Genomic DNA, 25,584 nt, shown 5'->3' with positions numbered 1-25,584 from the left:
TAGCTCTGCTGGCTCCCACGCGCATTGCTGTTGCGGTAGCATCCTGGCAGACGCAATAAAAACCGAGAGCGACAGGCACCATGACCCAGTCCTTCCCCACGACCCTCACCCGCACGCCGAAGCCGCGCCAGGCGGATTCCGCCCTGTCCTTCGGCCGCAGCTTCACCGACCACATGTTCATCATGGAGTATGAGGAAGGGCGCGGCTGGCATGATGCGCGCATCGTCCCCTACGCCCCGCTGACGCTGGACCCGGCGACCACCGTGCTGCACTACGCCCAGGCGGTGTTCGATGGGCTGAAGGCCTTCCGCGGCGCGGACGGCACCATCCGGCTGTTCCGCGTGCAGCGCCATGCGGAACGCCTGGGCCGGTCCTGCGCCGGGCTCTGCATCCCGCCCATCCCCGCCGATCTGGTGCGTCAGAGCATCGAGGCGCTGGTCGCCGTGGACCATGAATGGGTGCCGTCGACCGAGGGCACCTCGCTCTATATCCGCCCGACGGTGATCGCGACGGATGTGATGCTCGGCGTGCATCCCTCGCACCGCTACACCTATTTCGTCATCTGCTCCCCGGTCGGCGCCTACTACAAGGAAGGCGTGAAGCCGGTGCGCATCCTGGCGACGGACAAGCATGTGCGCGCCGTGCAGGGCGGCCTCGGCGAAAGCAAGGCGGCCGCCAACTACGCCGCCTCCCTCTCCGCGCAGCAGGAGGCGGAGCGCCAGGGCTTCACCCAGGTGCTGTGGCTGGATGGCGTGGAGCGGCGCTGGATCGACGAGGTCGGCACCATGAACATCATGATGAAGATCGGCGAGGAGATCGTCACCCCGCCGCTGGCCGGCACCATCCTGGACGGCGTCACCCGCAATTCCATCCTGACCCTGCTGCGCGACTGGGGCCACACCGTGTCCGAACGCCGCATCAGCATCGAGGAGGTGATGCAGGCCGGGCGGGAAGGCCGCCTGACCGAGATGTGGGGTACCGGCACCGCCGCCGTCGTCTCCCCGGTGGGGGAGCTGGGCTACAAGGAGGAGCGGATCAGCATCGGCAATGGCGGCACCGGCAGCCTCACCCAGAAGCTCTACGACAGCATCATCGGCATCCAATACGGCAAGCTGCCGGATGCGCATGGCTGGACCAGCGAGGTGAAGCTGCCCGTCACCGCCTGACGGCCTGGCTGCGCCGGCGCCTCGCAATTCGCAGGGCGCCGCGCAGCTTGCGGCGACCGGCCCGGGCGGGCTGCACGCCCCGGTTGTAGCGGGGGGGCTTTTCCCGCAATTTGCATGGCACGCCGGTCGCAACGGCCTCTCCGACCCCGAATTGGAGATGGCCTTCATGATCACCCGCACCGGCACCGCGCAGCGCGACACCCTCATCGGCCAGGCCGGCGACGACCTGATGTTCGGCAATGGCGGGCGGGATCTGTTCGAGGCCGGTGCCGGCGACGACGCGATGCATGGCGGCGCGGCCTCCGACACCATGCGGGGCGGCGCCGGCAACGACGTGGCCTATGCCGGCGGCGGTGCCGACAGCGTCGAGGGTGGCGAGGGCGCCGATCGGATCTATGCCGGTTCGGGCAACGACACGGTGCATGGCGATGCGCCCGGCCTGATCCGCGCCGCCGGCGTCTCCTACGACGACCTGATCGAGGCCGGCGCGGGCGCCGACCTGGTCTTCGGCGGCTTTGGCAATGACGAGATCCAGGGCGAGGGTGGCGACGACACCATCAGCGGTGGCCAGGACGATGGCCGCCTGGTCTGGACCGGTGGTACGCCGGCCGGCGAGACCTGCCTGCCGGGCGACGACAAGGACGGCGACAAGGACGACGACAAGGACGGCGGCAAGGACGACGACAAGGACGGCGGCAACGGCGCGGAAGCCACCCGCATGCTGTCCTTCGAGATCGGCCGGACGCATGACGGCAGCAAGCCCGGCAACCCGGTTGTCGCGGTGCAGGTGACGGAAGCCGAAGGCGGCGTGCTGCACTTCACGCTGGTGGTGCAGCCGGAAGGCAAGAACGTCGCCGACCTGCGCGGCCTGTTCTTCCAGATCGACGACGAGAAGATGGCGCAGTCGCTTTCCGCCGAGGGCGACTGGGTGACGGGCTTCGCCGGCGGCGAGGACAAGATCTCCAAGCTCAGCGGCGGCGTGACGGTGGAGGGCGTGAAGTCCGGGCCCTTCGATTTCGGCCTGTCCTTCGGCACCTCCGGCATCGGCAAGGATGATGTGCGGGAAGCCAGCTTCACCCTGTCCTCATCCAAGGGCCCGATCGGGCTGGACCTGCTGGAGGACATGGACTTCGCCGCGCGCCTGACCTCCTTCGGCGCCGAGGGTGGCAAGCGGGAAGGCAGCCTGAAGCTGGTGGGCGATGCCGGCGACATCATCGAGACGAAGGACGAGGATGACGCCGGCGACGACGAGACCGGGGACGACGACGCCGGTGCGGATTGCGGCTGCACCCCGGTGCCGGAAGCCGGCCCGCTGACGCTGGCCGAGGTGGTGGTGGGCGACAACCTTTATGGCAATGGCGGTCGCGACACCTTCCTGTACGAGGCTGGCGACGGCGTCGACATGATCTGGGACTTCGCCGCCGGCCAGGATCTGCTGGTGGTGAAGGGCTATTCCATCGCCGATGTGGACGCCTTCACCTTCGTCACCACGGTGACCAATGCCGGGCGGGACGGCGCCAACCCGCTGGATGCCGGCAGCCATCAGAAGCTGGCCATCATCCTGGATGCCGGCGGCGATGCCATCCTGTTCAACGATCTGGGCGACCGCGCCAGCAGTGCCGCGGCAGTGCGCTTCGACGATGGCGCGCTTTCGGTGCAGGACCTGCTGGCCCGCGCGGCGCCAGAGACGGCGGCCACCGCCGGGCCCGCCCCGGCACCGGCGGATGAGGTGGAGGCGGTGATCGCCGTGACGAATTCCTGGTGGGGCGGCTTCCAGGGCGAGATCAAGGTGACCGCCAAGGCGGCGGTGACGGATTGGGACGTGCTGCTGGGCACGAGGTTCAATCTGACCAGTGTCTGGGGCGCGCAGCGCGGCGAGACCACGGGCGTGGCCGGTGGCAAGCTGGTGGATCTGGACGATGCCGGCTGGAACGGCAGCCTGGCGGCCGGCGGGACCGCGACCATTGGCTTCACGGCGGAAACCGGCCAGGCCGGCGTGCTCGGCGCGCAGCAGATCCTCGACGGTCTCTGGATCGGCTGAGCGCGCTGCCGGCTTCCCAAGGGGGCTACGCGAAGCGGCCATGCGAAGCGACCGTTTGGCCTGATCCGCGCGCGGCGGTTGGCATGGGGGGGCGCGGCGGGGTAGAACCCGCCGCTTCATCCTCTGCGCCGGAATTCGAGCAAATGCCCGCCTGGCAATACGTCTACGTCATGAAAGACCTCACCAAGTCCTATCCGGGCGGGCGAGAGGTCTTCAAGGGCATCACCCTGTCCTTCCTGCCCGACGTGAAGATCGGCGTGCTCGGCCCGAACGGCGCCGGCAAATCCACGCTGATGAAGATCATGGCCGGCCAGGACAAGGAATTCGGCGGCGAGGCCTGGGCCGCGGAAGGCGCCAAGGTCGGCTACCTGCCGCAGGAGCCGCATCTCGATGAGACCAAGACGGTCGGCGAGAACGTCATGGAAGCCTTCGCCGAGCTGACCGGCCAGCTCCGCCGCTTCAACGCCATCTCCGACAAATTCGCCGAGGAGATGACGGAGGACCAGATGAACGACCTGCTCGCCGAGCAGGCCGAGCTGCAGGAGAAGATCGAGGCCGCCGAGGGCTGGGAGCTGGACCGGCGCATCGAGATCGCCCTCGACGCGCTGCGCTGCCCGCCCTTCGACAGCCCCGTCGCCCATCTCTCGGGCGGTGAGCGGCGGCGCGTGGCGCTGTGCAAGCTGCTGCTGGAAAAGCCCGACCTGCTGCTGCTGGACGAGCCGACCAACCACCTGGACGCGGAATCGGTCGCCTGGCTGGAACAGACGCTGAAGGACTACAAGGGCGCCGTGCTGATCGTGACGCACGACCGCTACTTCCTGGACAACGTCACCAACTGGATCCTGGAGGTCGATCGCGGCCGGGGCTTCCCCTACCAGGGCAACTACTCGGCGTATCTGGAGCAGAAGCGCAAGCGCCTGCAGCAGGAGGAGCGCGAGGAGAGCGCCCGGCAGCGACAGCTGGCCAAGGAACAGGAATGGATGGGCCGCAGCCCCGCGGCACGCCAGGCCAAGTCCAAGGCGCGCATCGCCTCCTATGAGGAGATGCTGGCGAAAAGCCAGGAGAAGACGAGCGGCGAGGCCGAGATCGTCATCCCGCCGGCGCCCCGCCTGGGCAACACCGTCATCGTCGCCGATGCGCTGCGCAAGGGCTATGGCAACCGCCTGCTGATCGAGGACCTGAACTTCAAGCTGCCGCCGGGCGGCATCGTCGGCATCATCGGCCCGAACGGCGCCGGCAAGTCCACGCTGTTCAAGATGATCACCGGCGTCGAGACGCCCGATGGCGGCAGCCTGGTGGTGGGTGAGACGGTGAAGCTGGGCTATGTCGACCAGTCCCGCGACAGCCTGGATGACAACCGCACCGTCTGGCAGGAGATCTCCGACGGGATGGACCAGATCACCATCGGCAAGCGCACCATCCCCTCCCGCGCCTATGTCGCCGCCTTCAACTTCAAGGGCGCCGACCAGCAGAAGCGCGTCGGCGTGCTGTCGGGTGGTGAGCGGAACCGGGTGCATTTGGCAAAAATGCTGAAGCGGGAGCACAACGTGCTGCTGCTGGACGAGCCGACCAACGACCTCGACATCGACACGCTGCGCGCGCTGGAAGATGCGCTGGAGGAATTCGCCGGCTGCGCCGTGGTGATCAGCCACGATCGCTGGTTCCTCGACCGCCTGGCGACCCACATCCTGGCCTTTGAGGGCGACAGCCACGTGGAGTGGTTCGAGGGGAACTTCGAGGCCTACGAAGCGGATAAGCGACGTCGACTCGGCGCGGCGGCAGACCAGCCGCACCGCATCAAGTACCGCCCCCTGGCGAGGTAGGGAGCTGGTCGTCTCCCGCCTGGCGGAAGGCAATGGCATCACCACGCCGCGCCTTTCGCTGCGCCCGGTGGCGCCGGAAAACCTGCCGGACCTCATCGCCCTGAAGGGCGACGAGGCCGCCTTCGGCCTCATGCTCCACGGCACCCGCACCCCGGAACGGGCGCGGGAGGAGCTGGAGGACGACATGGAGTTCTGGCTGGTGCGTGGCTACGGCAGCTGGGCGGTGTATGAACGCGAGACCGGGCAGTTCCTCGGCATCACCGGGCTGATGGAACGCCCGGACGGGCGGGGCATCGCGCTGCGCTACGCGCTTTGGCCCTCCTGCCGCGGCAAGGGTTTCGCCCGCGAAGCGGCACGCGCGGCGCTGGCCTTCGGGTTCCGGCGGGGCCTCGCCCGCATCATCGCCGTGGCGTGGGAGGCGAACCAGGCCTCCCGCGACGTGGCGTGCGACATCGGCATGCGGGAATGCGACGAATTCCAGCATCGCGGCCGCCGGATGCTGGTCTTCGAGGCGCTTGCGCCGGCCGGGGGGTAGCGGGGCCGCTGAAGCATCTTCAAGCCTTGCGGCTCCGCAGATCGAGCCCGAACAATAGGCCGGCGCCGCTTCGCCGCCCTCGCCTTCGGTGCTCAGGAGCACGAACCGCGCTGAAGGAAGCGCAGAGCATGCTCCATCCCCTTGTTCCCGCGCCTTGTCCGGGTCGGCGGGCGAGCCCGCCTGACCGGCGAATGCTCTATTCCACCCGGATCCCGGCGCGCTCGATCACCGCGCCGTAGCGGGCGCGTTCGGCGGCGATGAAGCTGGCAAAGGCTTCCGGGGCCATCGGCGCCGGGATCATCACCTGGGCCTGCATCCGGGCGACGATGGCCGGGTCGCGCAGCACGGCCTGGATGGCCTGCGACAGCCGATCGACGATCGCGCGCGGCGTGCCGGCCGGGGCGGCGAAGCCGTGCCAGGGGGCGACCACGGCGTTGGGCCAGGTCTCCGCCAGGGCCGGCAGGTCGGGGGCGAAGAAGGCACGCTCCGCCCCCGTGGTGGCCAGCGCCCGCAGCGCGCCGGATTGCACATGCGGCCAGGCGACGGCGGCGCCATCCACCGCCAAGTCGATCTGCCCGCCGATCAGGTCCGTCATCATCGGGCCGGACCCGCGATAGGGCACATGGGTGGCGGCCAGGCCGGCGGCGGCCAGGAAGGCCTCCATCGCCACATGGATCGCCGTGCCGGCGCCGGAGGAGCCGTAATTGGCGCGGCCGGGATTCGCCTTCATCCAGGCAACCAGCTCCGTCAGCGTCGTCGCCGGGATCCTGCGCGGGTTCACCACCAGCACATTGGGCGTGATGGCGCCGTTCGACAGCGGCGCGAAGTCGCGCTCCGGGTCGAAGGGCAGGCGGCCCTTGTAGAGCCAGGGATTCAGCCCGAGGGTGGTCAGGCTGACGATGCCGATGGTGTGGCCATCCGGCGTGGCGCGGGCCAGCACGCCGACGCCGATATTGGCTGCGGCGCCCGGCCGGTTCTCCACCACCACCGGCCGGCCGAGGCGCGGGGCCAGGGCCTCCGCCACCATGCGGCCGATCATGTCCGTGGCGCCGCCCGGGGCGAAGGGCACGATCAGGGTGACGGGGCGGGTTGGGAAATCCTGCTGCGCCCGGGCGACCGTGGCGAAGGGCAGGGCGAGGCCGGCGGCAAGCGCGGCGCGGCGGGTGGTGCGGCTCATGCGTGTCCTCCTGGAAGGCGCCCGATCTGTCCGATGGCGTCGAGCTTGTCGTTCGAGAGATAGCCGTAGCGGTTGACGAAGACGCGGCCGCCGGAAGCGGTCCAGGCGGTGCGGAAGCGCGCCGCCACATCCGCCAGCGGCCCATAGGCATGGGCATAGGCGAGCACCGGCGTGGCGCCGGCGGCGGCGCGGGCGGCGGCGATCTTGCGCGCCTGGGCGGCGAGGCCCACCGGGTGCGCTTCCTCCGGCTCCGGGTAGCGGAAGCGGGCGGGGTCGATGGGGCCGTCCACCAGGTCCAGCGCCCCGGCCAGGGCGGCGAGCACCGCCGGGTCCTCGGCCGCTCCCAGGGCGCCGGCCCATTCCCAGAGCATCATCGGCCAGTGCATGGTGTAGAACTTCACCCCCATGGCCGGCACCAGCTTCGCCACCGCCGCGAAGTCGAAGCCGCTGGCGAAGCTGAAGGGCGGCGGGAAGGCCTGCGGGATCAGGGCGATGCGCCCCAGGCTGGCCTCGGCCAGGGTCTCGGCCATGGCGGCGAGGTAGCGGGTGGTGACGGCCGCCTTGAAGCGGGCGAGTTCCAGCAGGCCGGGCCGGGCGGCGAACAGGCGCAGCGCCGCCTGGGTGGCGCCGCCCGCCATGGCGGCGACCAGGGCGCGGGCGGCCGCGCCACTGGTGGCGTCGTCCAGCACGGCCTGCGCGTCGCGGCGCATGGCGTCGAGGTCGAAGCCCAGCCGCCGCGCCAGGTCGCAGGCCGGCGCCGAGAAGTCGAAGAACAGCGACCGGAAAGCGTAGGGCGGGTATTCCGGCCAGTCCAGGCGGATCGCATCCACCATCGGATAGGCCCGCGCCAGGTCGCGCAGCAGCGCCCGCTGGTAGTCCAGCACGGCGTCGGCGGCGAGGGAGGCGTTGAGGTCGACGCGGCCCGGCACCTCCGACCCATCCGGCAGGCGCGGCCGGTCCTCCGGCAGCGGGCCGCCGAACTGCACGCGGTAGCCGGGCGGGATCGCCGCCTGCACCTGCAGGTGCACGGCAAGCCCCCGGCGCTTCGCGGCGGCGATGGCGGCCGCCAGGCGCGGGCCTTCCGCCGCGGTCAGCGCATCGGGCTCGGCCGGCTGGTAGCGCAGGCCGCGATACAGCGCGCGGTCCGGCACGAAGGCCGGTGCGGTGCGCACCCACAGGGCGCGACGGCCCCAGAGCGGCCGGTCCAGCAGCCGCACCGCGCCCGCCCCGCCATCGATCGGCGGCTCCCGCCCGCCCTCGCCTTCCGCCGCCTGGGCCAGCACATAGGGGGAGGTGGCGATGGCGGTGGCGCCGGCACGGTGCTGGAGGTTGTCCAGCACCGCCTCCGCGCCCTCCACCTGAAGGTATTCGGGCATCACGGTGATGCCGAGCATCCGATCGGGGAAGCTCATGCCAGCCAGCCCGGATGCAGCCGGCCCAGGGCCGCCAGGTCGGCGGCATTGGCGCGGACATGGGCGGCCATGGCGGCGCGGGCGCCGGGCGGGTCGGCGGCGGCGATGCGGTCCAGGATGGCGGCATGGGCGGCGATGGCGGCCTCGGCGCGCGCCAGATCCGCCACCGCCGCGTGGTGCACACGCTCCAGATGCGCGCGGGCGGCGCGGCAGGCGGACCACATCAGCGGCAGGGCGGCGGCGGCGAAGATCTGCGCGTGGAAGGCATCGTCCAGCGCATAGACCCGGTCGCGGTCGCCTTCCGCCGCGGCGGCGCGCTGTTCCGCCAGGATCCGGCGCAGCAGCGGCAGGGTGGCGGAGCCGGGGTTGGCGGCCAGGCGGCCCACCGCCTCCGCCTCCAGTAATTCGCGCAGCGCCACCGCCTCATCCAGCTGGGCGACGCTGAGGCGGGAGACGAAGCTGCCGAGGTTGGGGAAGATGTCGACCAGCCCCTCCTCCCGCAGCCGGCGCAGCGCCTCCCGCACCGGGGTGCGGCTGACGCCGGCCTGGGCGGCGATGGCCGGTTCCGGCACCGGCGCGCCCGGCGGCAGGTCCAGCCGCAGGATGGCGGCGCGCAGCGCGCGGTAAAGCTGGTCTGGCGCCGGCCGGCTGCGGTCCGGCGGCGGCAGGTTGAGAAGCGGCGGGTCGAGGGCGGCGAGGCGGGGACGCGGCATGGCGGAAGGCTAGGCTGCGGCACGGTGCACCGCAATACCGGTGTACCGGTTTGGCGCAGGAAAGGGCGGCGCCGGGGCGTGCCCGGCGCCGCCAGGCGCTTCAGCGGCGGTTGAAGAACGCGACCACGGCGGCGGTCAGCGCGGCGCCGATGGCGCCCTTCTTCAGGTTCTGGCTGCGCAGCAGCGGCGCCAGGATCATCGCCTGCGCGGCGGTGTCGCCCATCTGGCGCATCGCGGCGTGGCGCAGCGCCAGGGCTTCCTCGGCCACCGCGTCGCGCGGCGGGTTGCGGGCGGCCAGGGCCAGACCACCGGCCAGCACCAGGTCGCCGGCAGCCACCACCAGCGCCGCGCCGATCGGCCCCAGCCCGTCCAGCAGCGCCAGGAAGGCGGCCAGGTGCAGCATCACCAGCATCAGCAGGGCGAAGACGCCGGCCGCGATGGCCAGCGTCATCTGGATGGCGTAGCCGCGGCCGCTGCGCCGGAGGTACAGGCTCTCCGCCTGCCAGGCGGCGCGGGCCAGGCTCAGCAGGCGCATGCGGCCGGCCTTTCCTTACTTGCGGTCCGGGTAGACGTAGGTGCGGTTGCCCATCAGCCGGCCCAGCACATAGCCGCCGAAGGCGGCCGCGGCGACGAACAGCAGCGGCTGCGCGCGGACCGTGTCGGCCATGGCGGTGGCGTTGTCCTCGATGCTGTGGCGGGCGCGGCGGGTGTAGTCCTCCACCGTCTCCGCCGCATTGCCGAGCGCCGGGGTCACCCGTTCCTCCATCAGCCGCTCCACCTGGCTGCGCAGACGGGCGAGTTCGGCCCGCGCATCGTCGGCCAGCCGGCCACCGGCCGCGGTCGCGTCATCGCGGATGTTCCGCATGTCGTTGCCCATCTGGGACATGATCGTTTTCCTTTCGAGATCGTAGGCTGCGGGTCGAACGCGGCAAACCCGGGCCGGTTCCAACGCGGCAGCGATTGACAGCGCCGGGCCGGACAGCCTCCGCTGGCGTCATGCAGGACGCGCTGGTGCGGTTCGAATCGGTCTCCAAGGTCTATGCGCCCGGCGGGCCGGCCGCGCTGGCGCCGCTCGACCTGACCGTGGCGCGGGGGGAATTGCTGACGCTGCTCGGCCCCTCCGGCTCCGGCAAGAGCACCACGCTGATGCTGCTGGCGGGGTTCGAGGCGCCGAGTGCCGGGCGCATCCTGCTGGAAGGCCGCGACATCGGCGCGCTGCCGCCGCACCGGCGCGGCATCGGTGTGGTGTTCCAATCCTATGCCCTGTTCCCGCACATGACCGCGGCGGAGAACATCGCCTTCCCGCTGGAAGCCCGCTTCGTGCCGAAGCCGCAGCAGGCGGCGCGGGTGGCGCGGGCGCTGGCGATGGTCCGGCTGGAGGGTCTGGGCGATCGCCGGCCGGCGCAATTGTCCGGCGGCCAGCAGCAGCGCGTGGCGCTGGCCCGCGCTTTGGTGTTCGAGCCGCCGGTGGTGCTGCTGGATGAGCCGCTGGGGGCGCTGGACAAGGCGCTGCGGGAGGAGATGCAGGCCGAGATCCGCGCCCTGCACCGCAGGCTGGGCGTGACCATGCTCTATGTGACGCACGACCAGGCGGAGGCGCTGGCGCTGTCTGACCGCATCGCCGTGTTCCGCGCCGGGCGGCTGCACCAGCTGGCGCCGCCACGGCGGCTGTACGACCAGCCGGCGGATGCCTTCGTCGCCGGCTTCATCGGTGAGAGCAACCTGCTGCCCGGCATCTGGGAGGCCGGCGGGCGGGTGCGCCTGGCGGCCGGGCCGCTGGTGCCGGCGCGGCCGGGCGAGGCGCTGGCCGATGGCGCGCCCTGCCTGCTGCTGCTGCGGCCGGAGCAGTTGGCGCTCGATGCGGCCGGGCTGCTGGCGGCCGAGGTGGCGGAGCTGGTGTTCCAGGGCGACCATGTCCGCCTGCGCCTGGTGCTGGCCGATGGCGCCCCGGTCTCGGTGAAGGCGCCGCTCGGCGCCCGCCTGCCGGCACCCGGCGAAGCCGTGCGGCTGACCTGGCCGGCGGGCGCTGCTCTGGCCTTCCGTGCCGGGGCGTTCGGGGACTAGCATCGAGGCTTCCAGGAATGAGGGAGGCCGCAGGATGCTCGGGCTTCGGGGATGTCTCGCCGCGCTGGCGCTGCTGCTCGCCGGCGGCGTGGCGCAGGCGCAAGGGGCGCGCGACCTGACCGTGGTCTCCTGGGGCGGCGCCTACCAGGACGCCCAGCGCGACGTCTATTTCCGCCCCTGGATGACGGAGCGCGGCGCCCGGATGCTGGAGGAGACCTGGGATGGCGGCGTCGGCGTGCTGCGCGCCCGCATCCAGTCCGGCACCAATACCTGGGACCTGGTGCAGGTGGAATCCGAGGAACTGCTCATCGGCTGCGAGGAAGGCCTGTTCGAGCCGATGGACTGGGCGGCGATCGGCGGCCAGGGCGCCTATATCCCGCAGGCGGTGCAGGAATGCGGCGTCGGCGCCATCTACTACGCCTTCGTGCTGGCCTGGGATCGGGCGCGTCTGGCGACGACACCGCGCGGCTGGGCGGATTTCTTCGACACCGCGCGCATCCCCGGCCGCCGGGCGCTGCGCCGCGGCCCGAAGACGACGCTGGAGATCGCCCTGATGGCGGATGGCGTGCCGCCCGACCAGGTCTATCCCCTGCTGGCGACGGAGGCCGGGGTGGACCGCGCCTTCCGCAAGCTGGACAGCCTCCGGGGCGATCTGATCTGGTGGGAACGCGGGTCCCAGCCGCCGCAATGGCTGGCGGCCGGGGAAGTGGCGATGACCAACGCCTATAATGGCCGCATCGCCGCCGCCAATGCGCAGGATGGCCGGGATTTCGGCATCGCCTGGCAGAACAACCTCTACACGCTGGACAGCTGGGTCATCATGCGCGGCAGCCCCAACCGGCAGCGGGCGCTGGATTTCCTGGCCTATGCCGGCCAGCCGGCGGTGCAGGCGCAGCTGCCACAGCGCATTCCCTATGGCGTCACCGCGCTGGGCGCCAATGCGCTGCTGCCGGCGCCGGTGCTGGCGCAACTGCCGACGGCGCCACGCCATGCGGAAACCGCGCTGCGCATCGACGACCGCTTCTGGCTGGACAACCTGGACCGGCTGAGCCAGCGGTTCAGCGCCTGGGTCGGGCGGTAGCGCCACCCGGCGGGTCGGCCCCGCGCGCGCCATGCCACGCCGCCTGGGCGCCTTCCTGCTGGTGGCGCCGCTGCTGGCCGGGCTGCTGCTGGGCTTCCTCGGGCCGATCGCCGGCTTCCTGCTGCGCGCGGTGCGGGATGTGGAGGTGGCGGCGGCGCTGCCGGCCACGCTGCGCAGCCTGCGCGACTGGGACGGCGGCACCGTGCCGGACGAAGCCTTCGCCGCGCTGGCCACCGATCTGCGTGCCGCCAGGCTGCGCGACCGCGCCACCGGCGCCGGCATCCTGGCCCGCGCCGGGGCCAGGCTGAACCATGCGGCGCCCGGCCTGCGCAGCCTGCTGCCGGCCACGGCGCGGCGGGTGGCGGAGCCGGGGGAGGATCGGGCGCGCATCCTGGCCGCCGGCGCCGCCTGGTCCAGCCCCGCCACCTGGGCCGCGATCCGTGCCGCCGGCGGGCCGCTGACCGACCTGCACCTGCTGGCCGCCTTCGACCTGCGGCGCGGCGTGGCGGGCATCGAGGCGGTGCCGGCCGAGGCCCGGCTGTACCGCCAGGTGGTGCTGCGCACCGTCGCCATCGGCGCCAGCGTGACGCTGGCCTGCCTGCTGCTGGGCTACCCGCTGGCCTGGCTGATCGCCACCGCCCCGCCGCGCGCCGCGCCCTGGATGCTGGGCGCCGTGCTGCTGCCCTTCTGGACCAGCCTGGTGGTGCGCAGCGCCGCCTGGATGGTGCTGCTGCAGCGGGAGGGGGTGGTGAACGCCACCCTGCTGCGCGCCGGGCTGGTGGAGGCGCCGCTGCCGCTGCTGTTCAACCGCTTCGCCGTGCTGGTCGCCATGGTGCACATCCTGCTGCCCTTCATGGTGCTGCCCATCCTGGCGGCGCTGCGGGAGATCGACCCGCGCCTGCCGCGCGCCGCGGCCTCGCTCGGCGCCGGGCCGGTGCGGGTGTTCCGGCGCGTGGTGCTGCCGCTGTCGCTGCCCGGCGTCGGCGCGGGCTGCCTGCTGGTGCTGGTGCAGGCGCTGGGCTTCTACGTGACGCCGGCCCTGCTGGGCGGGCCGGAGGACCAGATGCTGGCCTGGTTCATCGGCTTCAACGCCAGCCGGACCGTGAACTGGTCCATGGCCGCGGCGCTGTCGCTGGTGCTGCTGGCAGCCATCGCGCTGCTGGTCGGGCTGTATGGGCGGCTGGTGGGCTTCCAGCGGGTGGCGCCGGCATGAGGGTGCTGCTGTGGGCCTTCGGGCTGGCGGTGCTGCTGTTCCTGCTGCTGCCGGTGCTGGCGATCCTGCCGCTGTCGTTTTCCGCCGGCGGCTTCCTGCACTACCCGCTGCCGGGATTCTCGCTGCGCTGGTACCGGGATTTCCTGGCCTCCGATTTCTGGCTGCCGGCGCTGGGGAATTCGCTGGTTGTGGGGCTGGGCGCCTCGGCGCTGGCGGTGGCCTTCGGCACGCCGGCGGCCTTCGGGCTGTGGCGGGCGCGGCTGCCCTTCCAGGGCGCGATCCTGGCGGTGCTGCTGGCGCCGCTGGCGGTGCCGGGCATCGTCGTCGCCGTGGCGCTGCTGCTGGCCTTCGGGCGCTGGGGGCTGGCCAACAGCCATGCCGGGCTGATCCTGGCGCATGCCATGCTGGGCGTGCCCTTCGTGGTGGTCAGCGTGCTGGCGTCCCTCGCGCAGTTCGACCCGCTGCTGCTGCGCGCCGCGGCCAGTTGCGGGGCCACGCCGCTGCACGCCTTCCGGCGCATCTGCCTGCCGCGCATCGCGCCCGGCATCGCCGCCGGCGCCCTCTTCGCCTTCGCCACCAGCCTGGACGAGGTGGTGGTGGCGCTGTTCCTTGGCGGGCCGGGGCAACGCACCCTGCCACGGCAGATGTTCGCCGGCCTCGGCGACCAGATCAGCCTGACGGTGCTGGCCGCCGCCTGCGTGATGGTGGCGCTATCCGTGCTGCTGCTGGCGCTCGGCACGCGGTTGCGGCGGCGGTAGTGTTCTCAGCGCGGCGCGAACCAGCCCGGGGCGAAGACGGTCAGCCCGTCGCGCTGGCCCAGCAGGTCGCGCGCCGGGTCCAGCCGCGGCCGCACCAGCGCCTCGGTTGCCGCGTCGCGCAGCACGTACAGCGTGCCCGGCTCCCACCGCCCCGCGGCGAGGTCGGCCAGGGTGCGGGCGTTCAGCGCCTCGATCAGCGCCGGGTCGATGCGGGAGAGGTAGACGGCGTCGGTCGGGATGTGGCGCGGCGCGGCGAAGCGGGCGATCTCCTCCCAATGCAGCGCGAAGTTGCCGGCGGGCACGGCGCGCACCCGGCTGTAGCGCAGCGCCGCCTGCGGCCAGAACGGGTCTGGCAGCCGGTCCGCCGCCACCCGGGGCGCCTGCGCCACCAGGTCGCGGAAGCGGCCCATGCCGGCCTCGATGTCCCCCAGTTGCAGCAGCAGCGCGCCGGCCAGCACGGCGCGCGCCGGCTGCAGCGGCAGCCGCCGCGCCACCAGGGCGGCGGCGGCGAAGATCAGCGCATAGCCCAGCGGCCAGAAGAACCGTTCCGAGGCGCGCAGCATGTCGGCCAGGCGCAGCAGGGCGTGCGGCACCTCGAACAGCGGAAAGACCTGGCCGGCGATGGCCAGGCGGTTGGAGATGGCGAAGCCCAGCATGGCCAGCAGCATCGCCAGCAGCGGCAGGCGCCGCCCCAGCACCGCGCCCAGCCCGGCCGGCGCGCGCAGCGCCAGCACGCCGGCCAGCGCCATCAGTGCCAGCGACCCGGCGCCGAGATAGGACCCGCCCACCTCCCAATGCCGCAGGCCCGGCAGTTCCGGCAGCAGCCTGCCCCATTCCAGCGCGTCGAAGGGCGCCGTGAGGTCGAACTGGGAATAGCCGTAGTGCAGCCCGACCGGCATCACCTCTCCCCCCAGGGAGAAGAACCCCGCGAGCCAGAGCGAGCCCAGCGTCACCCCCGGCACCGCCACCGCCTGCACCAGGGCTGCCGGGGCACCCGGGCCGCGCCAGATGCGCCCCTGCCAGGCGCGGTTCACCCAATCCGCCGCCCAGACCAAGCCGCACATGGCGGTGATGTAGGCGTTCATCAGCGCCGCCAGCCCCAGGCAGGCCACCCACAGGGCGCCCTGCCGCCGCGGCACCGGGCGGATGGCCAGCCACAGCGCCCACAGCACCGCCCATTGCGCCACCAGCGGGAAATGCCCGCCCATGCGGTTCAGCAGCATCGGCTGGAAGGCCAGCAGCACGGCGCCGAGCCCACGCGCCACCGGGTCCTCCACCGCCTCGCCCAGCAGTTTCCAGCCGAAACCGGCCTGCAGCGCGCTGCACAGCACCATCCAGGGGCCCCAGTATTGCGGCACCTCCAGCACCGGCCGCAGCGCCTTGGCCAGGAAGGCCAGCAGCGGCACCGCATCGACGTAGAAGATGGCGCTGGACAGCTCGATCCCGTAGTCCGGGTTCAGCCCCGGCGGCCAGGACCAGGGGGAGGTCGCCAAGTATTGCCAGGCGACCAGATAGGCCACCGGGTCCGGCCCCAGCGTGCCATGCAGCAGCCAGCCCAGGTCCCTTATGTCCAGGATGCGCGGGCCGAGCGTGACGATGGCGGCCAGCGCGCCGCCCAGCAGCGCCAGCGCCAGCGCGAGGCGTCGGGTGCCGGCGGCAAAGCGCGGCGCGGCGACGTCGCTTTCCGTCACCCGGGTCAGCATCCGGGCGTCCCGATCCGGCGCCTCTTCTGCATCCGGCGCAGGCCGCAGCGCCGCGTCCGTCGCGCGGCGCGGGGCATGCGGCGTGAGCCGGCCGGATGCCCGGCGTTTTGTTGCTTTTTCCCAAGCATCCATGAAATCTTCGATCTAGCCGCACCCTACGTCGCGATTTCGTGAGCCGCAACCCGCCGCCGCCCGGTCACGTCGCCGTGCCCGGCATGGCGCCTTGGCAACGGTCCGGCTGCACGCCACCTCCCCGTCATCCATGCTCCGAGGATACCCGCCCATGCGCCTGCTTCCCCGTCGCGGCCTGCTGGCCGCCGCTGCCCTTGCCGCCGCCCTGCCGGCGCCGCGCGCCGCCCGCGCCCAGGCTGCGCCGGCCTCCGCCGGCCCGCATGTCCAGGCACCCTTGCCCTACGCCTATGGCGCGAACGAGGCGGCGATCGATGCGCGGACCATGGAACTGCACTACCGCTTCCACCATGGCGGGCAGGTGGCCAATCTGAACGCGGCGCTGCGCAACCACGGCCAGCTGGCGGAACAGCCGCTGGACCGGCTGCTGATGAACCTGTCCCAGGTGCCGGAGGCGGTGCGCAGCGCGGTGCGCAACAATGGCGGCGGCCATGCCAACCACACCATGTTCTGGGCGATCATGGGCGGGCAGGGTGGCGAGCCCTCCGGCCCGCTGGCCGCGGCCATCGCGCGGGACTTCGGCGACTTCGCCAGCTTCCGCAGCCGCTTCAACGCCGCCGCCAACGGCGTCTTCGGCAGTGGCTGGGCCTTCGTGACGGTGACGACGGCGGGCCGGCTGGCGATCGCGACGCGGCCCAACCAGGACACCCCGCTGTTCGACGGCCAGCGCGTGCTCATGGGCAATGATGTGTGGGAGCACGCCTACTACCTGCGCTACCAGAACCGTCGCGCCGACTACACTGCCGGCTGGTGGAACGTGCTGGACTGGCAGCGCATCGCCGCCCGCCATGCCGCCGCGCAGGACGGCACGCTGGGCGTCTGATCAGCCCTTCGGAAGCGCGCTGAAGAAGCCGGTGGGGCGCAGGATGCGGTTTTCCATCTTCAGCAGCAGGCCACGCGCCCCGGCCTCGGCCAGGTAGTCGCCCCAGGCGGGGTCAGCCGCCATGGCGGTGCGACGGCGTTCGCGGTCGCCCTGGTCGGCATAGCCCCACATATGCACCACGGTGTTCAGCGCGCCCTCCACCGTGGTGTACCAGCCCAGGCAATTGCCCAGGTATTGCAACTGCAGGGGCCAGGCCTTGGCCTCGTACAGCGCGACGAATTCCGGCAGCCGGTTCGGCAGCGTGGTGTAGATGCGCAGGTCGACGATCATGGCGTGGGTCCTTGTCCCGTGCAGGCTGCGGCAGGATGGGCGGCCGCGCCGCTCCCGCCAAGGGCGCGCTGCGGGCCGGCGCAGACGGCCCGCGCGGACCTGCTGCGGCGCAGCATCTGAAATCTTTTCATCATATTTGTGTCATGTAGACGTCACCCGGTGCTTGTATAGCGCGGCTAACGAAAGGCTGCTTGCATGCTGGAGCTCCAGGGGCTGACGCGGCGCTTCGGCGCCGTGACGGCGGTTAACGACGTCAATCTCTCGATCCCGGACGGGCAGATGGTGGGCGTGATCGGCCGCTCCGGCGCCGGCAAGTCCACCCTTCTGCGGATGATCAACCGGCTGACGGAGCCTTCCGAGGGCCGCATCCAGTATGGCGGGCGCGACGTGACGGGCCTGCGGGGCGGTGAGCTGCGCCGCTGGCGTACCGATTGCGCGATGATCTTCCAGCAGTTCAACCTGGTGCAGCGGCTGGATGTGCTGACCAATGTGCTGGTCGGCCGCCTGAACCACCGCCCCGGGCTGATGGGCACCGTGACCAGCCTGTTCAAGATGTTCACGGCCGCCGAGCGTGCCATGGCGATCCAGGCGCTGGACCGCTTCGATCTGGCGGAAGTGGCCCTGCAGCGCGCCGATACGCTCTCCGGCGGCCAGCAGCAGCGCGTCGCCATCTGCCGTGCCCTGCTGCAGCAGCCCCGCCTGATCCTGGCCGATGAGCCGATCGCGAGCCTCGATCCGCGCAACGCCAAGACGGTGATGGACGCGCTGCGCCAGGTGAACCGGGAAGACGGCCTGACCGTGCTGACCAACCTGCATCACCTGAACACAGCCCGGCAGTATTGCGACCGCATCGTCGCCATGCAGGCCGGCCGCGTGATGTTCGACGGCACGCCGGCCGAGCTGACCTCGGCCCGGGTGCAGGAGATCTACGGCGTCACCGAGGATGAATTCGAGGAACAGGCGCAGGAGGCGGTGAACCCTGCCGCCCGCCCGCCGCTCCGCACCAAACCCGGCCTGGCCGTCGCCTGACGGCGGCTGCGCGCCCGGCCGACCACCCCCAAGAAGCCGCCCTGGAGAGAACCCCCATGATCACCCGCCGCCTTCTGGTTGCCGGCGCCGCGATGGCGCCCTTCGCCGCCGCCGCCCAGAACGCCACCATGCCCGCCCCGGGCCGCCGCGCCTGGGCCGCGCAGGTCCCGCAGATCCGGATCGGCCTGCTGGGTGGCGAGAACGAGGCCGACCGGCTGGGCCGGTACGAGGCCTATCGCGCGCTGATGGAGACGACCTTCGGCGTGCCGGTGCGGCTGTTCCCGGCCGCCGACTACGCCGGCGTGATGCAGGCCTTCAGCGCCGGCCAGATCGAGGGCGCGGGCATGGGCGCCTCGGCCTATGCCGGCGCCTGGCTCGACACCAACGGCGCGGTGGAGCCGCTGTGGGTGGCGCGGGAGGCCGATGGCGGCATCTCCTACGTCTCCGTCATGGTGGTCCGCAGCGACAGCGGCATCACCGGCCTGCCGCAGATGCGCGGCAAGTCGCTCGCCTGGGCCGATGCCAACTCGACCTCCGGCTACCTGGTGCCGCGGTCCGAGCTGCGCAGCGCCGGCATCGACATCAACACCTACTTCTCCCGCACCGGCTTCGGCGGCGGGCATGAGCAGGCGGTGGTCGCGGTGCTGCAGCGCCAGTACGACGCGGCCGTCACCTGGGCCTCGGGCCAGGGCGAGGTGAGCCAGGGCTTCACCCGCGGCAACCTGCGCGCGATGGTGCAGAAGGGCATGCTGAACATGGCCGACCTGCGCATCATCTGGACCTCGCGCCCGATCCTGAACGGCCCGATGACCGTCCGGAAGAACCTGCCGGACGCCTTCAAGGCCGACTTCACCCAGTTCCATCTGGCGCTGGCCGCGGCCCACCCGCAGATCTACGCGCAGATCGAGCGCGGCGGTGGCCAGGGCTACGCCCAGGTGACGCACGAGATGTTCGAGCCGATCGTGCAGCTCCGCCGCGAGGAAGCGGCCGAGCGGCGTCGCCGGTCCTAAGCCGCACCATGGACACCGCGCTGCCCGGGCCCGCCTCCGCCGCCGTCCTGCGCGGAGAATCGGATTTCCAGGCGGCGCGGCGGCATCGCCGGCGTGCCAGCCTGCTGTGGCTGGTGATCCTCGCGCTGTGCCTGCTGCTGGCGGCGCGGCTGTCGGAAATGACGCCGCAGGCGCTGGCCGACGGCGTGCCGCGCATCGGCGAGTATTTCTGGCGCATCCTGCCCACCCTGCGGTGGGAGGTGCTTTTCGCGAACTGGGAGACGGACGGCAGCTTGGCCGCCTGGTTCTACCGGCTCGACAAATGGGCCTGGCTGATCTTCGAGACCAGCCAGATGGCGCTGCTGGGCACCTTCTTCGGCACGCTGATCGCCTTCTGCCTGTGCTTTGCCGCGGCGCGCAACCTGGCGCCCACGCCCTGGGTGTTCCACCTGGCGCGCCGCTTCCTGGAATTCTGCCGCACCGTGCCGGAGATCGTCTTCGCGCTGATCTTCGTCTGGGCCTTCGGCATCGGCCCGCTGGCCGGCATCCTGGCGATCATCATCCACACCGCCGGCGCCAACGGGAAGCTGTTCGCCGAGGTGGTGGAGAATGCCGAGACCTCGGCGATGGAGGGCGTGCGCGCGGCGGGCGGCAACTGGTTCCACCGGGTCCGCTTCGGCGTGCTGCCGCAGGTGGCGCCGAACTTCCTGAGCTACGCGCTGCTGCGCTTCGAGATCAATGTGCGCGGCGCCAGCGTGCTGGGCTTCGTCGGCGCGGGCGGCATCGGCGAGGAGCTCTACCACGTGATCTCGTTCAACTATTACGAGGAGATCAGCGCCATCGTCGTGCTGATCATCCTCAGCGTCGCCATGATCGACCTGGTCTCCGAACGCCTGCGCCACGGCCTGATGGCCGGCGGCGCGGCGCGGGGCTGAGCGCGATGGGCCTGCCAACCCCCACCCCCGGCCAGATCCTGCAGCTGCGCGCCCGCATGCCGGCCGCCTTCGGCATCACCGCGCAGCAGCGCGCGCTGCGCTGGGCGATGGGGCTCGGCGCCCTGGCCTGGTTCGGCTTCCTGTTCTGGTGGTTCAACATCACGCCGCTGCGGCTGTGGAACGGGCTTTCCGGCCTCGGCACCATCCTGGTGCTGATGATCCCGCCTTCGCCCGGGGCGCTGTGGGTGGATATCCTGAAGGGCATCGCGGAAAGCGTCGCGATGGCCTTCCTCGGCACCTTCATCGCCGCGGTCATCGCCGTGCCACTGGGCTTCCTCGGCGCCGGCAACGTGGTGGTGAACGCGCTGGCGCATTTCTCCATCCGCCGGGTCTTCGACGGCTTCCGCGGCGTGGACCAGCTGATCTGGGCGCTGGCCTATGTGCGCGCCGTGGGCCTCGGCCCGCTGGCTGGCGTGCTGGCCATTGCCACCGCCGACATCGCCGTGCTGGCCAAGCTCTATGCCGAGGCGATCGAGAATGCGGAGCGGCGCCAGGCGGAGGGGATCGAGGCGGCGGGCGGCGGGCTGCTGATGCGCACGCGCTTCGGGCTGCTGCCGCAGGTGCTGCCGGTGATGCTGGCGCAGGCGCTGTACTTCATGGAAAGCAACACGCGCTCCGCCAGCGTGCTCGGCATCGTCGGCGCCGGCGGCATCGGGCTCGCCATCGCCGAGCGCATCAAGGTGCGCGCCTGGGACGAGGTGGCCTTCATCATCATCCTGATGCTGCTCACCGTCGCGGCGATCGATTTTGTCTCCGCCCGCATCCGCCGCCGCCTGATCGGCGGGCGCGAGGCCGTGCCGGCGCGCTGAGCCGGTCCGGGGCGGGCGGCCTCGCCTGGCGGCGCGGAAAGCGCGCGCGCCATGACCGCCACCGCGCCAACCCGGCGCAACGTCGCGAGCGCCACGCATTCGCACCCGCGGCGCCGAAGAGGCGCCGCGGGATGCCGCTTCAGCCCTCGCGTTCCGCCTGGGACTGGGCGGCCAGGGCGCGGGCCATCTGGCTGAGCGCTTCCTGGTGCTTCTCATTGTCGATCAGCGCGAAGTTGCGGGCCAGCTCCAGGCACATCCGCTGGCGCGGCGACGCCTCGATGCCGGGACCCTCCACGGTCAGCCCTTCGAAGAACCAGGAGACGGGCACGCCCAGCACCTGGCCGATCTCGAACAGCCGCCCGGCGGAAATCCGGTTCAGCCCCCGCTCATACTTGTGCGCCTGCTGGTAGGTCACGCCGATCAGCTTGGCGAGCTGCTGCTGCGACAGGCCCATCATCACCCGCCGCTCACGGATGCGGGCGCCCACATGCCGGTCCGCCGCATTCGCGCGCTGCCCCGGCCGTTCGCCGGGCGCAGAAGCGCCGGCCTGATCCTCGGTTTCGATCGTCGACATGTCCCCGATCCCATCGCCGCCCGGCGGATAAGCCAAATCCGACCAAGGCCGCGTCACCTTTGCCCGCCGGGCGGCGTGAAGCCTCACGCGCCATGCGGTATCCCCTGTTCCGCAACGCCATGCAGGGCCAGGCCCGGCATCGCGCCCCGTCAACGGCGCCGGGCATCCTGCCCCGTCGCGCGCGTTCCGCAGCCCGGGCGCGCCGGCTGCCGCGCCCGCGTTCCCTGTCGCGCCTGGCGCGCCGGCCGCGGGTTGCCCCGGCCGCGCGCCTCGGACGCGTATCGCCGCGCCGATTCCCGGTCGCGGCGCCGTCATGACAAGCCATCCCGGCGCGATTCCCGCCTGGCAGATGGTCATGCGTTCGCCTCCTGCGCGCATGACAACGGCGTGAGTATCGCTCCCGGGGCCGCGTGGCCACCTGCCGCGGCATCACAAAGCGCGGACCGGCCCTTACCAGGCGGCGACGAGCCCAGGGTCCGGCCCCGGGCACCGGCGCCCCACGAGACTCGAGGGCTGGGGATCAGCCCTTCTCGTTCCGCGCCGTAGCGGCCTTGTACTGCTCCAGCTGCCGGCGCAGCGCCTCAAGCTCTGCCTGCAGGGCGGCGACGCGGGCGGCCTCCGGGCTGGTCTCGCTGGCGTCGGCTTTGGGCGGGAAGGGGGAGAACAGGGTCATGGCGCGTTCCATCATCGCCATGTTCTGCTTGCCCATTTCCTCCAGGTTGGTGAAGGGCATGAAGCCGCCCATGGTGTTCTCCACCGTGCGGCGGACCTGGTCGTGCTGGCGCGAGAAGGCGCCCATCATGGTCTCCAGGTAGCGCGGCACCAGCGACTGCATGCTGTCGCCGTAGAAGCCGATGATCTGCCGCAGGAAGGAGGTGGGCAGCAGGTTGCGACCCTTGGCCTCCTCCTCCACGATGATCTGGGTCAGCACGCCGCGGGTGATGTCCTCGCCCGACTTCGCGTCATAGACCACGAAGTGCCGGCCATGCCGGACCATCACCGCCAGATCCTCGAGCGTGACGTAGGAGGAGGACTCCGTGTTGTAGAGGCGACGGTTGGCGTATTTCTTTACCACCACCGGCGGCTGCGCCGGGGCATCCTGCGCCTCGCCAGGACCCGACCCTGTCTGCCCGGCACCTGCTTGGATCGTATCCTGCGCCATGCGTCTTGTTTCCCCTGGCGGCCCAGCCGCTGCCATGATGCTAACATGCGCTGCATTGCAGTGCGAAAGACCTGATTCCACGCCTCCGTCAGGTTTTTGTCACGCTGCCCCTGGCCGGCCGGCCGGCCGGCGTTATGCTCCGCGGCCGCGCTTCCGGCCGCTCGAGGATGCATGATGCAGGGGGACGACCCCAGGGAAGGCGATCCGGCCGCGGAGCTGGAACGCCTGGCGGAGGATTGGATCGCGCTATGGCAGAGCGAGATCGCCGGCCTGGCCGCGGACCGCGAGATGGCCGAGGGCTGGGCCGCGATGGGCGCGGCCTGGGCGGCTCTGGGTGCGGCGTGGCTGCGCGCCGCCGCCGCCCCGCCCTTCGGCCGCGCCCCGCCCGGCTTCCCCCCGGGCGCCCCGCCCGGCTATCCCCCGGGCGCCCCGCCCGGCTTCGCCTACGCCATGCAATCGCCCTGGTGGCCGCCCGCCGATGACCGCCCCGCTGCGCCGCCGCGGGCCCCGGCCGCTGCCGCTGCACCTGATCCTGGGGGCGAGCCGGGGGATGGCGGCGATCGCCAGCGCGGCGATGCCACGCTTGCCCGACGGGTCGCCGAGCTGGAGCAGCGCCTGGCCGGGCTTGAACGGGGCGGCGCCCCGGATCTCCCCGGCGGGGCTGGCGGAAGCGCGCCGGATCGGCGCCGCCCTCGCCGCCGCAAACCAGCCGGCTGAGGCCTTCCAGGCGGCGGTGATCCGCCGGCTTCTGCGCGCCGACCGCGCCCTGCTGGCCGGCATCGCCGCCTATCGCCGCCACCCCTACATGCGCACCCTGGCGGACCCGCCGGTGATCTGGGCGGAAGGCGGCAGCCGGCTGCTGGATTATGCATCCGGGGCGCCCGGGACGCCGGTGCTGTTCGTGCCCTCCCTGATCAACCGGGCGGAGGTGCTGGACCTGATGCCGGGCCGGTCGCTGCTGCGCCACCTGGCCGCCCAGGGCCAGCGCCCGCTGCTGCTGGACTGGGGCTGGCCCGGGGAGGTGGAGCGCGGCTTCAACCTGACCGACTACATCGCCGGAAGGCTGGAACGCGCCCTGGCGGCGCTGCCGGGGAAGGTGGTGCTGGCCGGCTATTGCATGGGTGGGCTGCTGGCCCTGGCCGCCGCGCAGCGCCGGCCGGACCGCGTCGCCGCGCTGGCACTGCTGGCCACGCCCTGGGATTTCCACGCCGAGGATGCGGACCGCGCCCGCACCGCCGCCGCACTGCTGCCGGGGTTGGAGCCGGTGCTCGCCGCCACCGGCACCCTCCCGGTTGATGCGATCCAGACCCTGTTCGCCGGTATCGATCCCTTCGGCATCCCGCAGAAATTCCGCGCCTTCGCCCGGCTGGACCCGGCCAGCGAGCGGGCGGCCCAATTCGTCGCGCTGGAGGATTGGCTGAATGACGGCGTGCCGCTGGCCGCCCCCGTGGCGCGGGAGGCACTGGGCGGCTGGTATGGCGCCAATGCGCCGGCCCGCGGCGCCTGGCGGGTGGCGGGGGCGGCGGTGGATCCGGCGGCGCTGGCCATGCCAAGCTTCATCGCCATGCCCGCCCGCGACCGCATCGTGCCCCCCGCTTCCGCCCGTGCCCTGGCCGAGCGGCTGCGTGCGCCCACGCTGCATGTCGCCGCCGCCGGCCATATCGGCATGGCCGCCGGCAGCAGGGCGGAGGCGGCGCTGTGGCGGCCCCTACTGACTTGGCTTCGCCGCTTGTAGGCTTTGCCGCGGCGCACCACACTCCGGCCAACCTCCAGTCCACGAGCCAAGGAGCCCCAGGGCCCATGTCTGCCAGCACCTCCGACATCGTCATCGCCTCCGCCGCCCGCACGCCGGTCGGCTCCTTCAACGGCGCCTTTGCCAGCCTGCCGGCGCATGTTCTGGGCACCGTCGCCATCCAGGCGGCGCTGTCCCGCGCCGGGCTGACGGGCGCGGAGGTGGACGAGGTGATCCTCGGCCAGATCCTGACCGCCGGCGCCGGCCAGAACCCGGCCCGCCAGGCGGCGGTGGCCGCCGGCATCCCGGTGGAACGCACCGCCTTCGGCATCAACCAGCTCTGCGGCTCCGGCCTGCGGGCGGTGGCGCTGGCGGCGCAGCAGGTCGCCTGCGGCGACGCGTCCATCGTCGTGGCCGGCGGGCAGGAGAGCATGACCCAGGCGCCGCACGCGGCCAATCTCCGCGCCGGGCAGAAGATGGGCGACCTCGCCATGGTCGATACCATGATCAAGGACGGGCTGTGGGACGCCTTCCACGGCTACCACATGGGCACCACGGCGGAGAATGTGGCGCAGAAGTTCCAGCTGACGCGGCAGGAACAGGACGAATTCGCCGCCAACAGCCAGCGCAAGGCCGGCGAGGCGATGAAGGCCGGCCGCTTCAAGGACGAGATCGCGCCGGTCACCGTGAAGGGCCGCAAGGGCGACGTGGTGGTGGCCGAGGACGAATACCCCCGCCCGGAGACCACCTTCGAGGTGCTGGCCAAGCTGCGCCCGGCCTTCAGCAAGGATGGCACGGTGACCGCCGGCAATGCGTCGGGCATCAATGACGGCGCCGCGGCGGTGGTGGTGATGAGCGCGGCGGAAGCCGAGAAGCGCGGCATCACGCCGTTGGCGCGCATCGTTTCCTGGGCCACGGCGGGGGTCGATCCCGCCATCATGGGCACCGGGCCGATCCCGGCCAGCCGCAAGGCGCTGGCCAAGGCGGGCTGGGACGTGGCCTCGCTGGACCTGATCGAGGCGAACGAGGCCTTCGCGGCGCAGGCCTGCGCGGTGAACAAGGATCTCGGCTGGGATCCGGCGAAGGTGAACGTCAATGGCGGCGCCATCGCGCTGGGCCACCCGATCGGCGCTTCCGGCGCGCGGGTGCTGAACACGCTGCTGTTCGAGATGCAGCGCCGCGACGCCAAGCGCGGCCTGGTGACGCTGTGCATCGGCGGCGGCATGGGTGTGGCCATGTGCGTCGAGCGCGGCTGAGCCGCGCCGC

The 25,584-nt window shown here is 72.0% G+C and carries 25 protein-coding genes; 16 read left to right on the top strand and 9 right to left on the bottom strand.

Going from position 1 to position 25,584, the window contains the following annotated elements; all coding sequences use genetic code 11:
* Positions 1–80 precede the first annotated feature (80 nt).
* The 4 genes from HEQ75_RS19075 (at position 81) to HEQ75_RS19060 (ending at position 5,565) form a co-directional block, all read left to right on the top strand.
* On the top strand, positions 81–1,166 hold the full coding sequence (locus tag HEQ75_RS19075) for a branched-chain amino acid aminotransferase (RefSeq protein ID WP_168033664.1): 1,086 nt from the start codon (positions 81–83) through the stop codon (positions 1,164–1,166).
* Positions 1,167–1,332: 166 nt separating this feature from the next.
* Entirely contained in the window at positions 1,333–3,207 is a 1,875-nt protein-coding gene (locus HEQ75_RS19070) for a cellulose binding domain-containing protein (RefSeq protein WP_168033662.1), read from the top strand.
* A gap of 143 nt (positions 3,208–3,350) precedes the next feature.
* Entirely contained in the window at positions 3,351–5,030 is a 1,680-nt protein-coding gene (gene ettA, locus HEQ75_RS19065; protein ID WP_168033660.1) for an energy-dependent translational throttle protein EttA, read from the top strand.
* Between the two features lie 4 nt (positions 5,031–5,034).
* Positions 5,035–5,565, top strand: coding sequence for a GNAT family N-acetyltransferase (locus HEQ75_RS19060; protein WP_168033685.1), 531 nt, complete (start codon positions 5,035–5,037; stop codon positions 5,563–5,565).
* Positions 5,566–5,761: 196 nt separating this feature from the next.
* On the opposite strand, the gene HEQ75_RS19055 is transcribed toward HEQ75_RS19060, so the two are convergent.
* The 5 genes from HEQ75_RS19055 to HEQ75_RS19035 all read right to left on the bottom strand — a co-directional run bounded on the left by HEQ75_RS19055 (position 5,762) and on the right by HEQ75_RS19035 (position 9,753).
* Positions 5,762–6,742, bottom strand: a complete 981-nt coding sequence (locus HEQ75_RS19055) for a Bug family tripartite tricarboxylate transporter substrate binding protein (protein ID WP_168033658.1) — start codon at positions 6,740–6,742, stop codon at positions 5,762–5,764.
* The gene (locus HEQ75_RS19050) at positions 6,739–8,154 is read right to left on the bottom strand and encodes a hypothetical protein (protein WP_168033656.1); all 1,416 of its coding nucleotides are present in this window, start codon (positions 8,152–8,154) and stop codon (positions 6,739–6,741) included. Before HEQ75_RS19050 ends, HEQ75_RS19055 begins: the two co-directional genes overlap by 4 nt.
* Entirely contained in the window at positions 8,151–8,867 is a 717-nt protein-coding gene (locus HEQ75_RS19045) for a GntR family transcriptional regulator (RefSeq protein WP_168033654.1), read from the bottom strand. Before HEQ75_RS19045 ends, HEQ75_RS19050 begins: the two co-directional genes overlap by 4 nt.
* Positions 8,868–8,967: 100 nt before the next feature.
* Positions 8,968–9,402: a hypothetical protein gene (locus HEQ75_RS19040; protein WP_168033652.1), complete on the bottom strand. Its 435-nt coding sequence runs from the start codon at positions 9,400–9,402 to the stop codon at positions 8,968–8,970.
* A gap of 15 nt (positions 9,403–9,417) precedes the next feature.
* A complete protein-coding gene (locus HEQ75_RS19035) occupies positions 9,418–9,753 on the bottom strand; it encodes a hypothetical protein (RefSeq protein WP_168033650.1) in 336 nt (111 codons plus the stop codon).
* Between the two features lie 110 nt (positions 9,754–9,863).
* Between HEQ75_RS19035 and HEQ75_RS19030 the strand changes: the two genes are divergently transcribed.
* The 4 genes from HEQ75_RS19030 to HEQ75_RS19015 are packed head-to-tail and all read left to right on the top strand — an operon-like array spanning position 9,864 to position 13,983.
* Positions 9,864–10,931, top strand: a complete 1,068-nt coding sequence (locus tag HEQ75_RS19030) for an ABC transporter ATP-binding protein (protein WP_168033648.1) — start codon at positions 9,864–9,866, stop codon at positions 10,929–10,931.
* Positions 10,932–10,965: 34 nt separating this feature from the next.
* Positions 10,966–12,012, top strand: coding sequence for an ABC transporter substrate-binding protein (locus HEQ75_RS19025; protein WP_168033647.1), 1,047 nt, complete (start codon positions 10,966–10,968; stop codon positions 12,010–12,012).
* 31 nt (positions 12,013–12,043) lie between these two features.
* Positions 12,044–13,225 carry an ABC transporter permease gene (locus tag HEQ75_RS19020; RefSeq protein WP_168033645.1) on the top strand — a complete coding sequence of 394 codons (1,182 nt, stop codon included), beginning with the start codon at positions 12,044–12,046 and terminating at the stop codon, positions 13,223–13,225.
* Entirely contained in the window at positions 13,222–13,983 is a 762-nt protein-coding gene (locus HEQ75_RS19015) for an ABC transporter permease (protein ID WP_168033643.1), read from the top strand. Before HEQ75_RS19020 ends, HEQ75_RS19015 begins: the two co-directional genes overlap by 4 nt.
* Before the next feature lie 5 nt (positions 13,984–13,988).
* Here the strand turns inward: HEQ75_RS19015 and HEQ75_RS19010 are convergent, their stop codons facing one another.
* Positions 13,989–15,686, bottom strand: coding sequence for a DUF6311 domain-containing protein (locus HEQ75_RS19010; protein ID WP_168033641.1), 1,698 nt, complete (start codon positions 15,684–15,686; stop codon positions 13,989–13,991).
* Between the two features lie 283 nt (positions 15,687–15,969).
* Here HEQ75_RS19010 and HEQ75_RS19005 point away from each other — a divergent pair, with 283 nt between their 5' ends.
* Positions 15,970–16,698 carry a superoxide dismutase gene (locus HEQ75_RS19005; protein ID WP_168033639.1) on the top strand — a complete coding sequence of 243 codons (729 nt, stop codon included), beginning with the start codon at positions 15,970–15,972 and terminating at the stop codon, positions 16,696–16,698.
* Here HEQ75_RS19005 and HEQ75_RS19000 read toward each other — a convergent pair whose 3' ends face one another.
* Positions 16,699–17,028, bottom strand: coding sequence for an NIPSNAP family protein (locus tag HEQ75_RS19000; protein WP_168033637.1), 330 nt, complete (start codon positions 17,026–17,028; stop codon positions 16,699–16,701). It abuts the gene before it with no gap.
* A gap of 195 nt (positions 17,029–17,223) precedes the next feature.
* On the opposite strand from HEQ75_RS19000, the gene phnC reads away from it, so the two are divergent.
* From phnC to phnE (HEQ75_RS18980), 4 genes are read left to right on the top strand one after another with little or no spacing between them, the layout of a single operon-like run.
* Positions 17,224–18,057 (top strand): phosphonate ABC transporter ATP-binding protein, encoded by an 834-nt coding sequence (gene phnC / locus HEQ75_RS18995; protein ID WP_168033635.1) that lies wholly within the window; start codon positions 17,224–17,226, stop codon positions 18,055–18,057.
* Positions 18,058–18,113: 56 nt separating this feature from the next.
* Positions 18,114–19,067 (top strand): phosphate/phosphite/phosphonate ABC transporter substrate-binding protein, encoded by a 954-nt coding sequence (phnD, locus tag HEQ75_RS18990; RefSeq protein WP_168033633.1) that lies wholly within the window; start codon positions 18,114–18,116, stop codon positions 19,065–19,067.
* Between the two features lie 8 nt (positions 19,068–19,075).
* Positions 19,076–19,981, top strand: coding sequence for a phosphonate ABC transporter, permease protein PhnE (gene phnE / locus HEQ75_RS18985; protein WP_168033631.1), 906 nt, complete (start codon positions 19,076–19,078; stop codon positions 19,979–19,981).
* 5 nt (positions 19,982–19,986) lie between these two features.
* Complete coding sequence (phnE, locus tag HEQ75_RS18980) at positions 19,987–20,850, top strand: phosphonate ABC transporter, permease protein PhnE (RefSeq protein WP_168033629.1); 864 nt, start codon at positions 19,987–19,989, stop codon at positions 20,848–20,850.
* 139 nt (positions 20,851–20,989) lie between these two features.
* Here the strand turns inward: phnE (HEQ75_RS18980) and HEQ75_RS18975 are convergent, their stop codons facing one another.
* Complete coding sequence (locus HEQ75_RS18975; protein ID WP_168033627.1) at positions 20,990–21,424, bottom strand: helix-turn-helix domain-containing protein; 435 nt, start codon at positions 21,422–21,424, stop codon at positions 20,990–20,992.
* Positions 21,425–21,944: 520 nt separating this feature from the next.
* Complete coding sequence (phaR, locus tag HEQ75_RS18970; RefSeq protein WP_168033625.1) at positions 21,945–22,586, bottom strand: polyhydroxyalkanoate synthesis repressor PhaR; 642 nt, start codon at positions 22,584–22,586, stop codon at positions 21,945–21,947.
* Between the two features lie 174 nt (positions 22,587–22,760).
* On the opposite strand from phaR, the gene HEQ75_RS28345 reads away from it, so the two are divergent.
* The 3 genes from HEQ75_RS28345 to HEQ75_RS18960 all read left to right on the top strand — a co-directional run bounded on the left by HEQ75_RS28345 (position 22,761) and on the right by HEQ75_RS18960 (position 25,574).
* A complete protein-coding gene (locus tag HEQ75_RS28345) occupies positions 22,761–23,303 on the top strand; it encodes a hypothetical protein (protein ID WP_235961957.1) in 543 nt (180 codons plus the stop codon).
* A 16-nt stretch (positions 23,304–23,319) separates the two neighbouring features.
* Complete coding sequence (locus HEQ75_RS18965; RefSeq protein WP_328734396.1) at positions 23,320–24,321, top strand: alpha/beta fold hydrolase; 1,002 nt, start codon at positions 23,320–23,322, stop codon at positions 24,319–24,321.
* Positions 24,322–24,386: 65 nt separating this feature from the next.
* Positions 24,387–25,574: an acetyl-CoA C-acetyltransferase gene (locus HEQ75_RS18960; RefSeq protein WP_168033621.1), complete on the top strand. Its 1,188-nt coding sequence runs from the start codon at positions 24,387–24,389 to the stop codon at positions 25,572–25,574.
* Positions 25,575–25,584: the final 10 nt, after the last annotated feature.

The sequence above is a fragment of the Falsiroseomonas selenitidurans genome (genome assembly GCF_012103215.1).
Taxonomy (GTDB): Bacteria; Pseudomonadota; Alphaproteobacteria; order Acetobacterales; family Acetobacteraceae; genus Falsiroseomonas; species Falsiroseomonas selenitidurans.
The sequence above is the reverse complement of the archived record's forward strand: the minus strand, read 5'-3'. Positions and strand labels throughout refer to the sequence as shown.